This window comes from Pseudomonas sp. IT-P44 (assembly GCF_949768225.1).
GTDB classification, from domain to species: Bacteria; Pseudomonadota; Gammaproteobacteria; order Pseudomonadales; family Pseudomonadaceae; genus Aquipseudomonas; species Aquipseudomonas migulae.
The window spans coordinates 138873-149846 of sequence record NZ_CATKQM010000046.1; the positions used below are offsets into that span (position 1 = coordinate 138873).

The 10974-nt window shown below is 59.8% G+C and carries 9 protein-coding genes; 4 read left to right on the plus strand and 5 right to left on the minus strand.

Features of this window, described 5'->3' with window-relative positions:
* Positions 1 to 30: 30 nt before the first annotated feature.
* Positions 31 to 2553, minus strand: a complete 2523-nt coding sequence (locus ACM6IO_RS22125; RefSeq protein WP_414912234.1) for a CS1-pili formation C-terminal domain-containing protein — start codon at positions 2551 to 2553, stop codon at positions 31 to 33.
* A gap of 109 nt (positions 2554 to 2662) precedes the next feature.
* Positions 2663 to 3154: a CS1 type fimbrial major subunit gene (locus tag ACM6IO_RS22130; protein WP_414912235.1), complete on the minus strand. Its 492-nt coding sequence runs from the start codon at positions 3152 to 3154 to the stop codon at positions 2663 to 2665.
* 506 nt (positions 3155 to 3660) lie between these two features.
* Here ACM6IO_RS22130 and ACM6IO_RS22135 point away from each other — a divergent pair.
* Entirely contained in the window at positions 3661 to 4236 is a 576-nt protein-coding gene (locus tag ACM6IO_RS22135; RefSeq protein ID WP_414912236.1) for a PadR family transcriptional regulator, read from the plus strand.
* Positions 4233 to 5018, plus strand: coding sequence for a siderophore-interacting protein (locus ACM6IO_RS22140; RefSeq protein ID WP_223452520.1), 786 nt, complete (start codon positions 4233 to 4235; stop codon positions 5016 to 5018). Before ACM6IO_RS22135 ends, ACM6IO_RS22140 begins: the two co-directional genes overlap by 4 nt.
* A 91-nt stretch (positions 5019 to 5109) precedes the next feature.
* On the opposite strand, the gene ACM6IO_RS22145 is transcribed toward ACM6IO_RS22140, so the two are convergent.
* Positions 5110 to 5760: a Pr6Pr family membrane protein gene (locus tag ACM6IO_RS22145; protein ID WP_414912237.1), complete on the minus strand. Its 651-nt coding sequence runs from the start codon at positions 5758 to 5760 to the stop codon at positions 5110 to 5112.
* 2 nt (positions 5761 to 5762) lie between these two features.
* A complete protein-coding gene (locus tag ACM6IO_RS22150; RefSeq protein WP_007903672.1) occupies positions 5763 to 5993 on the minus strand; it encodes a VF530 family DNA-binding protein in 231 nt (76 codons plus the stop codon).
* Between the two features lie 421 nt (positions 5994 to 6414).
* Between ACM6IO_RS22150 and ACM6IO_RS22155 the strand changes: the two genes are divergently transcribed.
* Positions 6415 to 7797, plus strand: coding sequence for a carbohydrate porin (locus ACM6IO_RS22155; RefSeq protein WP_414912238.1), 1383 nt, complete (start codon positions 6415 to 6417; stop codon positions 7795 to 7797).
* 214 nt (positions 7798 to 8011) lie between these two features.
* Positions 8012 to 10420: a glucose/quinate/shikimate family membrane-bound PQQ-dependent dehydrogenase gene (locus ACM6IO_RS22160; RefSeq protein WP_223452523.1), complete on the plus strand. Its 2409-nt coding sequence runs from the start codon at positions 8012 to 8014 to the stop codon at positions 10418 to 10420.
* A gap of 238 nt (positions 10421 to 10658) precedes the next feature.
* On the opposite strand, the gene ACM6IO_RS22165 is transcribed toward ACM6IO_RS22160, so the two are convergent.
* Positions 10659 to 10970 carry an NGG1p interacting factor NIF3 gene (locus ACM6IO_RS22165; RefSeq protein WP_414912263.1) on the minus strand — a complete coding sequence of 104 codons (312 nt, stop codon included), beginning with the start codon at positions 10968 to 10970 and terminating at the stop codon, positions 10659 to 10661.
* Between the last annotated feature and the right edge of the window lie 4 nt (positions 10971 to 10974).

Genomic DNA, 10974 nt, shown 5'->3' on the forward strand with positions numbered 1-10974 from the left:
CCTCGTAGATAAAGTGCGTATTGCCGGGCATCAGCCTGCCGTCGGCGTCTCTGTCGTTGCGTCCGCCAACGTATCCGGCGTGCAACGCAGGTCGCCGATCATCAGTACATTGTTTTCCGTGCGGCCACGGCTCGGGTCGAGCCGGAACTGGCACAGCAACTGGTTGCCGTGACGCACTTCCAGGGTCGGTGAACCGGCGTTCATTTCCATGGAGAAGAAGCCGTCCACTTCACTCACTCCGCGACTGGCGTGGTTGATGATGTGGTGGCCCTTGAGCGGGCTGCCCTGGTAGTCCACCAGGCGACCGAGCACGGTGAGGGTTTTCATCACGCGAACCTGGCGATACTCGACGCCGCCCTTGTTCAGGTGATAGCTGGAGCGGGCCGGCTGGATGGTCGCGGCCGGCACGTGATTGCCCTCGAAATCGAAACTGACCGAGCTGCTTTTGTAGGCGGTGATCGGCACGAAATTGCGCCCCGGTCTGAGCACCGCGCTGCCACCGCTCAAATCGTCGGCGCGCAGGGCAATGTCATCGATGTCCGATTCGACATCGATGATCATGCCGGCACCGTTGCGGTGGTACTGGCTGGTCACGACCATTTTTTGCCCGCCGACGGCGACGGTGCTGTCGAGGTTCAAACCACCGGTGAAGTCGTTGTTGAATGAAGAGCGCTGGATAAAACCGTCAGCGTTGACCCGCTCCGATTGCATCGTCGCCATCGCGTTCATACCGATGCCATAGGTGTCGGTGATGGCTGTGGCGGAAACGCTTTGCAGCAGGTGATCCTGCAAGTCTTTGCGGTAGGTGACCGAGGCATTGTTATCGCGTCCGCCGTCGCGATCGGTTCGGGTGCCGATGCTGCCGGAGATCTGTTCGCCCGGCCCGCCCAGGGCGATGTTGACGCTCAGGTCGACGCCACGATTGCGGTCATTGCCCGAGCTGAAACTGCCCGGCCTGTCGAACAGCGACAAGCGCCAGTTGGCGTCACTGCCGAACAATCGGCCGCGCTGGTTCCAGCCCAGATCCACGCCAACGCCTTCGGTGTTGCCCTCGCTGTGGGACACCCTGGCATTGACCGAACTTTTGCTGGTGAGCCGATGGTTCAGCGACAACGACGAGTTGCTGGTCTGGCCGATAAACACGTTGCGTTGCCGCACTCGCGTGCCGTCCGGCAGCGTGTCGTAGAGCCGGGTGGTGTCGAGCCAGCTGCGGTTGTGGCTGGCGACGATGCTGCCGCTGCCGTAGGAGTAAAGCCCCTGCACGTCGAAACCGGTGCCGTGGTCCTCGGTCTTGTAGACGTTGGCATAGACGCTGGCATTGTTGACGACGGCCCAATCGACCGAGGTGCCATATTGCAGGCTGTCACGTACCTGTCGACCCGACAGGCCGAGGATGACTCGCGGGTGCAGCAGAAAGTTGAAGGCGGCACCGGCCGTCATGTCGCCGTCGTTCTGATCGTCCCAGTTGCTGAGAAATTTGGATTCACGCCCGGCGAACAGGTTGTAGCGCCATTGCTCGTCGTGGTTGCGCCAGTTGTTCGGCTTGTAGACCAGTTCCTGGGTGCTGGAGGTGATCTGGCCGTCTTCGATCAGGCGCACTTCCACTTCATAGATACCGCCGGGCAACGGCCGCGTGTCGAGGGTTTGCAGGCCTGCGGGCATCGCCTGCGTATTGATCAGCAAACCGTCGCGGTAGATTTCCACCGAGCCCTGGCGATTGGCGGTGACGTAGATCGGGTAGACCGCCGGTGTCGGCTGGTTGATGGCCAGGCTGTCGGAGCTGCCGTACATCACACCCAGCGCCGTGTCGGGAGCCGCGCCGAAGGAACGCGGCTGGCGAGTCAGCCCTTCGGAGGTGGGGGTGAAATAGCCCAGGCGCACAAAGCTGCCTTCCAGTTCACGCTGGGTATAGAGCTCATGCACGGCGTGATAGGTCTGGTTATCCACACCGCCCAGTCGCGACAGTTGCAGGTTCACCGCTTGAGTCCAGTTGCCGAGGCTGCTGCTGGCTTCAAGACCATAGCGCCCGCCAAGGTCCTGGTTTTGCCCGCCGTTGAGGTTCAACTGGTTGCGCACGATCAAGCCGGTGCTGCCGCCTTCGGGCTGGTTGTAATAACGCTGGACCTGATCGTCGCGCTCGGCGTTTTCCGTGAGGATCGACACCAGCGAGTTTTCCAGGCTGTAGTGCACGGCCAAGAGCGACTCGGGGCATTTCGCCTCGCAGTTGCCCAGCGCCACGCCTTGCTTCAAATAGCTAGACCAGGTGTCGCGTTCACTGGCTTTGATCGTGCTGTCGCTGACATCGGTGAAGTCAACGAGGGTGATGCGGTCGTCGCGGGTCAACACGACCATCGCCTCCCCCAGAAATTGTTGATCAAGTTCCACGCGCACCGCCAACGGTACATCGAAGAAGTGCTCTTCGAATTCGCTCGGCAAACCCTTGGCCTGCGCCAGCAAACTTCGAGGTGTGTGGCCGTTATCCGCTGGCGCGGCCAGGGCAGTTGCGCAAAAACACAAGGCAAGCGCCGTCGCGATGGGAGTCATCGGGAACATGAAAGAAATACTCTGTGGATAAAGACGGTGAAACCCGATCGACAGGGATTACGGCCCTATCGATCGGTGCGCGTTATCAAGCAAGAACTTGCTGACAGAACGCTGTCATTCAGATGCGCGGAATGGCATCAAACATGACGACGGGGTTGGCGGTGTAAATACCCACCTGATTGTTGCCCGGCTTGTCGGCCGTAATCACCAGGTCGGCGCGCATGCCACCGTTGGACTCGACGTCGCCGACCACTTCCTTCGAATCGGCAGTCAGTACAGTGCCGTTGAAGGTGTAGGTCAGCGGAATGTTCAAGGTCGCATTACCGTTGAACAGCGGCGTCGGGCCGCCGACGACGTAAGCGCCCACTGCGCCATTGGTGTGCTGGATATCATAGGTGCCACGGACCTCCGACAGGGTGCCGGCGCCAATTTGGTATTGCATTCTTTCGTCTTTACCGAAGTCCAGGTCCACGGGTTGAGCGTGAAACACCTTGCTCGGGATTTCCGCAGTGATGTTGATGGAGGTGCGCGACTCATCCGCAGCGAACGCCATCGAAGCACTCAGGGCCAGGAGGGTCATCGGAACGGCGATTGCAAACTTCTTGAACATTTTTTAGTACCTGTCTTTTTCAAAGGATTGGTCCGTGGAAAGCGTGAATCGTCCCTATCGCCGGTTTAAATAGTGGCAATTTGGCTCAACTTTCGACGAGGAGAATGATCGGCCAATTACTTGAGAAAGTAAGTACGCAACTTCCGAAGAACATGTAGTAACAACCGCCCACGACCCAGCAGAAAAAACCCGAAAAATCAATAATTAAACCGTTCACCCGACAGAAACATACTACAAACAGTTTTAACAAAAAAAGCACACAGTCAAACTAAATACAGTCTCTGTAAGATAAAGACTACTTAGGCTTAATTACTAATAATCACTCTCTGTTAGTTACGCATAATTAGATCAATCACTCTAAAACAGCAAGCCACAAAACAGCTTTTTCCCGCCCCACACTGAAATCCGCCACCACGTCCTTCGGCGACGACCGTTGGTCCTGTTCGCTTGCCTTCTCGATAAGATATATCTTAAGTTGTATCTAAACACGACAGAGAGAAGGAAAAATGAGAGACCATCATTCCCCCCACCGCGAACACGGTGACGGCCGCGACGGCTTCGAGAAACGCCCCGGCCGCGAACGCGGCGGTCGCGGCCCACGGGTGTTTGCCCCCGGTGATCTGAAATTGCTGCTGCTGGCGCTCATCGCCGAACAGCCCTGCCACGGCTACGACTTGATCCGCCAGATCGAAGGCATGTTCGACGGCGCCTACAGCCCCAGCCCCGGCGTGATCTACCCGACCCTGACCTTTCTGGAAGAAAGCGAAATGATCCAGGGCGATGCCGAAGGCGGAAAAAAACGCTACAGCGTGACCGACGCCGGTCGTCTGTCTTTAGGTGAGCAAGCGGTTGCACTGGACGGCGTGCGGATGCGCATCGATGTCAGCAAGCGCTCATTGCGCGGCCATGACCGTCCGCCCGAGATCCACGAAGCGGTGCATAACCTGCGTCATGCGTTGCAACTGCACCACGGCCGCTGGAGCGCAGATGAAATCATTCGGGTCGCCGCCCTGCTCAACAACACCGCCAAAGCCATCGTCGACGGCCCCTTGGTTCAACCCGCTCAGGAGAAAACTGAATGACTGAAGTGATCGAGCACACCATTCACCGCGTCATGCATGAAATCAAACGCCGTCGCCTGCAAGTGTTGCGCGTGGTTGACCTGACCCCGCGCATGCGCCGGATTACCCTGGGTGGGCCTGAGCTGGCAGGTTTCATCAGCCTCGGCACAGACGACCACGTCAAACTGCTGTTCCCGCAAAACGCGGCAGAACAAGCGGCGCTGGAAACACTGGTGCTCGGTGCCGGCAAGGACAACGGCCCGATGCCGGCGATGCGCGACTACACGCCGCGTCGCTACGACCTCGACACGCTGGAACTGGACATCGACTTTGTGTTGCACGGCGACGGCCCTGCTTCGACCTGGGCGGAACAGGCCAAACCGGGACAGTTCCTGCACATTGGCGGGCCACGGGGATCGATGATCGTGCCGGACATGTTCGACAGCTATTTGCTGATCGGTGACGAGACGGCAATCCCTGCGATTGCGCGGCGTCTGGAGGGTTTGGCGGCCAATCGCCAGGCGCTGGTGATCATTGAAGTGGAGAACGGCGCGGAACAGCAGAAGCTCGAAAGCCCGGCGCAGGTCAATGTGATCTGGGTGTTGCGCGAAGGTGGCAAGAACAACTTGCTGACCACCGTGAAACAGCTGCAAGTGCCCAGCGGCAATCTATACGCGTGGGTGGCGACCGAGACCAAAGTGTCGCGGCAGATTCGGCGGGTGCTGCTGGACGAGCACGGGCTGAACGAGCAGTTCGTCAAAGCCGTCGGCTATTGGCGCCTGGACGACAGCGACGAGGAATAACGCCACATAAACTGTAGGAGCCGGCTTGCTGGCGATAGGTCCCTTGAACCCTGCATCGTTGCCAAGGACGCCATCGCCAGCAAGCCGGCTCCTACAGGTCCGTGTGACTCAGCCGCCACCGATCCAGCGCGATCACCAACAACGCAATCACCACAAACCCCGCCAACAATCCGCCTGCATTCACAAACACCTGTGGATAACCCAGCTTGTCGACATCAATGAACGGATAGGGATAAACCGCCAGCAGATGCCCGCGCAGCAGCGCATACGCGAAGTACAGCAACGGGTAAATCACCCACAACGCAATATGCCGCAGACGCAGGGTGCCTTTGGGCACACACAACCACCACCAGGCCAGAAACAGCAACGGCATGACGTCGTGCAGCAGTTCATCAGCCAGCCATTGCCAGCCTTCGGGATGCCACAGATGCCGCAACAGAATGTTGTAGGCAAGGCCGACCACGGCGATGCTCACGGCAATCGCGCCGCTCACCCACGGCTGCAAAAACCAGCGGCGCGCAGCCGACTCGCGGGACGTCAGCGCGCAGGTCAGCACGGTCGCCACCAGCGTGTTGCTGAGCACGGTGAAGTAGCTGAAAAAACTCACCAGCCCGCCCAGCAGACTGGCGCCCAGCGTCCAGCGCGAATAGAAAATCAGGTACAGCTGAATGCTCAATCCCGCCCAGCCGAGGACAGCGGCCACGGCCACAAAACGACGGCGCACGGCAGGTTGCATGATCATGTTCAGAGCGGTCGCTTGGTACGCATCAACTTGACGTACAAGCGTTCGACCTTCTCCCGCGCCCACGGGGTCTTGCGCAGGAAGGTCAGGCTCGACTTGATGCTCGGATCACTCTTGAAGCAGCGGATATCGATGCGCTCGGCCAGCCCCGACCATTCGTAATGTTCAACCAGCGCGTTGAGGATCTGCTCCAGTGTCACGCCATGCAGCGGGTTGTTGTTCTGTTCGGTCATGCCGGGCCTTCGAGCGATAGATGAATTGGAAGCCGCGCACCTTAGCCGAGGGCCGCCTTGGGGGAAAGGCGTCTGTGCGCTATCTGTTGAATGTAGGCGAAACGGAACAAAACATTTGAATGCCGCGACATGACTCACGTGATTTTCCTGACCACACGATCGACTGTAGGAGCCGGCTTGCTGGCGATGGCGGCGTATCAGTCAACATTGATATCGCCTGACACACCGCCATCGCCAGCAAGCCGGCTCCTACAGGGTGTTGTGGTGTGCTGACTGTTACCGAATCAACAAAAATTCATCTCGGCAAAAGGCCTTTCTCTATTTGTAACAGAACATTATCCTTACGCCCGAATCTGCTGAAACGCTTCCGCTAACCGCTTCGCCCCTCACTCCCCAGAAAAAGATCAAGAATTTCTCCTCTATGCCTTATGTTCAATTTTTGCGAGACAGCGCTGTCTGCACGCCTGTTTCCCAGCGAAAAGTCCTCAACCTGATCGGCGGATTCACCGCGCTGAGCCTCGCCACCTGCGTTCAGGCCGCCCCGGCCTTCGATAGTGAATCGCCGTGGATGCTCGGCGACTGGAACGGTACGCGCACCGAACTTTCGGAAAAAGGCTACGACTTCAAAGTCGATTACACCGGTGAAATGGGCAGCAATCTGCACGGCGGCTACGACCACGATCGCACCGCGCGCTACAGCGATCAGTTCGGCCTCGGCACGCATCTCGATCTGCAGAAGATCCTCGGTTGGGACGACGCGGAATTTCAGCTGACCATCACCGAGCGTAACGGCAACAACATCAGCAACGACCGGATCAATGATCCACGGGTCGGCGGTTTCACTTCGGCCCAGGAAGTCTGGGGTCGCGGGCAAACCTGGCGCCTGACGCAGATGTGGTATCAGCAGAAATTCTTCGACCAGAAACTCGACATCAAGGTCGGCCGTTTCGGCGAAGGCGAAGATTTCAACAGTTTCCCCTGCGACTTCCAGAACCTGGCGTTCTGCGGCTCCCAGGTCGGTAACTGGGTCGGGGGCATCTGGTACAACTGGCCGGTCAGCCAGTGGGCGATGCGGGTCAAGTATCACCTGACGCCAGAGCTGTACGCGCAGGTCGGCGCGTATGAGCAGAACCCGTCGAACCTCGATCGTGGCAATGGTTTCAAGCTCAGCGGCAGCGGAACCCAAGGCGCAATTTTGCCGGTGGAGCTGGTGTGGACGCCGAAGCTCAACGGCCTGCCGGGCGAATACCGCGCCGGTTATTACTACAGCAACGCCAACGCCACCGATGCCTACAAGGACAGCAATGGCCAGCCCGCCGCCCTGAGTGGCGAGGCCTACCGCAGCGCGTCGAGTAAGCACGGCGTCTGGCTGGGTGTGCAGCAGCAGATCACCAGCCGCGCCAGCGACAATTCCCGTGGCCTGAACGTGTTCGCCAACGGCACGATGCACGACAAGAAGACCAACGCCATCGACAACTATGTCCAGGCGGGCGTCGTTTACAAAGGCTTGTTCGATGCGCGCGCCAAGGACGACATCGGTTTCGCCCTCGCCCGTGTTCACGTCAACCCGGCTTATCGCAAGAACGCCGAGGCGAGCAATCAGGCCCATGCGGTCTCCGACTTCGACGATCCGTCCTTCCTGCCGCCGCAGGACACCGAATACAGCGCCGAACTCTATTACGGCGTGCACGTCACCAACTGGCTGACCGTGCGCCCGAACCTGCAATACATCCGCCACCCCGGTGGCGTGGACAAGGTCGATGACGCGCTGATTGGCGGGATCAAGATCCAGTCGCAGTTCTAACAAACACCGCAAAACCTTGTAGGAGCGAGGCTTGCCCGCGAAGGCGATCTATCAACCAACATTAATGTTGAACATTAGTCCGTCTTCGCGGGCAAGCCTCGCTCCTACAAGGGAACACAACAGTTCCAGTTTTTATATGAACCATGCCCGCGCCAGATCGTCATCTACAGTGAACCTGCGCGGGACTACTTGAAACGTCACGGAGAACCACACTATGAGCACTGATGGTGCTTTGAGTCGAAGCCGTCTATTGCCGACCCTGCTCGGCATTCTGCTTCTGCTAATGGGCCTGGCCATGCTGGCCGGGGGGATCAAGCTGAGCATGCTCGGCGGCTCGCTGTATTACCTGCTGGCCGGTATCGGCCTGGCGCTGACCGGCGTGTTGCTGATCCTTGCCCGCCGCGCAGCCTTGGGCCTGTACGCGCTGGTGCTGTTCGCCAGCACCGTTTGGGCCTTGTGGGAAGTCGGCCTCGACTGGTGGCAACTGGTGCCGCGTCTGGCAATGTTGTTCGCGCTGGGCATCGTCATGCTGCTGCCGTGGTTCCGTCGTCCGCTGCTGCGCGAAGGCGCTGCACCGAAAGGCACCGGCGCACTGAGCGTGGCCGTGGTGCTCGCGGGCGTGACCGCACTGGCCAGCCAATTCACCAACCCCGGTGAAATCAAAGGCCAACTGGACCGCGACAGCGTGCCGGGCATGACCAACACCGCCCCGGCCATGCCCGACGGTGACTGGAACTCCTACGGCCGCAGCGCTCACGGTGACCGTTACTCGCCGCTGGCGCAGATCACCCCGCAGAACGTCAACAAGCTCGTTCCGGCCTGGACCTACCGCACCGGCGACCTGCCGGGGCCGAACGATCCGGGTGAAACCACCGCTGAAAACACCCCGCTGAAAGCCAACGGCATGCTCTATGTGTGCACGCCGCACAGCCAGGTGATCGCACTGGACCCGGACACCGGCAAGGAAATCTGGCGTTTCGATCCGAAGCTCTCCACGCAAAACGCGGCGAACTTCAAGGGTTGGGCGCACATGACCTGCCGTGGCGTGACGTATCACGATGACGCGGCTTACGCCTCCGAGCAGAGCCCGACCGGCAGCGCCAGCGCGCCTGTCGCCAGCGTCTGCCCACGCCGGATCTTCCTGCCGACCGCCGACACCCGCCTGATCGCCCTGAACGCCGACACCGGCAAGATGTGCGAAGACTTCGGCGACAAAGGTCAGGTCGACCTGCGCGCCAACATCGGTGGTTTCACCGCCGGCGGCTACTACTCCACCTCGCCTCCAGCGGTCACCAAGGACCTGGTGGTGATTGGCGGCCACGTCACCGACAACGTCTCCACCGACGAGCCGAGCGGCGTGATCCGCGCGTTCGACGTGCACACCGGCAAACTGGTGTGGAACTGGGACAGCGGCAATCCGGACGACACCACGCCGATTGCCGAAGGCAAGGTCTACACCCGCAACTCGCCGAACATGTGGTCCATGTTCGCCGTCGACGAAAAACTCGGCATGCTCTACCTGCCGATGGGCAACCAGACGCCGGACCAGTTCGGTGGCGCTCGCACCCCGGAATCGGAACTGCACGCCGCCGGCCTGACCGCCCTCGACATTGGCACCGGTAAAGTGCGCTGGCACTTCCAGTTCACCCACCATGACCTGTGGGACATGGACGTCGGTGGCCAGCCAACCCTGATGGACCTGAAAACCGCAGACGGCGTGAAGCCGGCGGTACTCGCGTCCACCAAGCAAGGCAGCATCTACGTGCTGGATCGCAGCACCGGCCAGGCGATTGTGCCGATCAACGAAGTGCCAGTTCCGCAAGGCGCTGTCGAAGGTGATCACACCTCGCCGACCCAACCGAAATCCGACCTCAACCTTATGCCGCCGCCGCTGCAAGAGCGCGACATGTGGGGCGTGACGCCGTTCGACCAACTGATCTGCCGGATCGACTTCAAATCCATGCGCTACGACGGCCCGTTCACCCCGCCGTCGCTGCAGGGTTCGATCGTGTATCCAGGCAACTTCGGCGTGTTCGACTGGGGCGGCATCTCGGTTGACCCGGTGCGTCAGATCGCTTTCGTGAACCCGAGCTACATGGCGTTCAAATCGAAACTGATCCCGGCCGCCGAAATCGCTGCCCAAGGCCCGCGCAAAAGCGAAACCGAAGGCGTGCAGCCCAACAAAGGCGCGCCGTACGGCGTAGTCCTCGAAGCATTGCTGTCGCCAATGGGCCTGCCGTGCCAGGCGCCGGCATGGGGTTATGTAGCGGCGGTTGACCTGACCACCGCCAAAGTCCTGTGGAAACACAAGAACGGCACCGTGCGCGACAGCTCGCCGGTTCCGATCCCGCTGAGCATGGGCGTGCCTAGCCTGGGCGGCACCTTCACCACCGCCGGTGGCGTTGGTTTCCTGAGCGGCACCCTCGACCAGTACCTGCGTGCCTACGACGTGAAAAACGGCAAGCAACTGTGGGAAGGTCGCCTGCCTGCGGGCGCGCAAACCACACCGATGACCTACACCGGCAAGGACGGCAAACAATACGTGCTCGTCGTGGCGGGCGGTCACGGGTCGCTGGGCACCAAGCAAGGTGACTATGTGATTGCGTACAAACTGTCCGAATAAGTTTTAGCGGCGGTTAAAGCAAAGGCGACTCCCGCGAGGGGGTCGCCTTTTTTGTGATCGACACACAACCCTGTAGGAGCCGGCTTGCTGGCGATTGCTGACTTACAGCCAACATCAACGTTGAATGTTAAACCGCTATCGCCAGCAAGCCGGCTCCTACAAGGGTGGTGTAGGTCCGTTGAATTGTGGGCAACAAAAAACCCGCCGTAGCGGGTTTTTCATTACAGCGGCCAACGGATCAGAAATCCTCCAGCCGCCACACTTCATAAGCCGGTGTCTCGTAGGGATGGCTCTGTTTCAAAGCCGCCACCACCGAACGGATCAACTCATCCGCCACCACCAGCTCAACTTTCCATTCCTCAACCTGTTCGACCTGCCCTGCTTCGCCAATGAACGGCTGACTGCCCTCCATTGGACGAAACTGACCCAGGCCCAACACCTGCCATGCGCAGTGCTCGTAAGCACCGATCCGCCCGCCACCGGCAGCGAACACAGCGCTTTTGACCATTTCGACATGGCTGGTCGGAACAAAGAAGCTGAGCTTGTACACGGCG

Coding starts and splice junctions, on each gene's coding strand:
- ACM6IO_RS22150 (WP_007903672.1), bottom strand. CDS start 5,993: ATGACCGAACAGAACAACAACCCGCTGCATGGCGTGACACTGGAGCAG.
- ACM6IO_RS22145 (WP_414912237.1), bottom strand. CDS start 5,760: ATGATCATGCAACCTGCCGTGCGCCGTCGTTTTGTGGCCGTGGCCGCT.
- ACM6IO_RS22155 (WP_414912238.1), top strand. CDS start 6,415: ATGCCTTATGTTCAATTTTTGCGAGACAGCGCTGTCTGCACGCCTGTT.
- ACM6IO_RS22140 (WP_223452520.1), top strand. CDS start 4,233: ATGACTGAAGTGATCGAGCACACCATTCACCGCGTCATGCATGAAATC.
- ACM6IO_RS22160 (WP_223452523.1), top strand. CDS start 8,012: ATGAGCACTGATGGTGCTTTGAGTCGAAGCCGTCTATTGCCGACCCTG.
- ACM6IO_RS22130 (WP_414912235.1), bottom strand. CDS start 3,154: ATGTTCAAGAAGTTTGCAATCGCCGTTCCGATGACCCTCCTGGCCCTG.
- ACM6IO_RS22135 (WP_414912236.1), top strand. CDS start 3,661: ATGAGAGACCATCATTCCCCCCACCGCGAACACGGTGACGGCCGCGAC.
- ACM6IO_RS22125 (WP_414912234.1), bottom strand. CDS start 2,553: ATGTTCCCGATGACTCCCATCGCGACGGCGCTTGCCTTGTGTTTTTGC.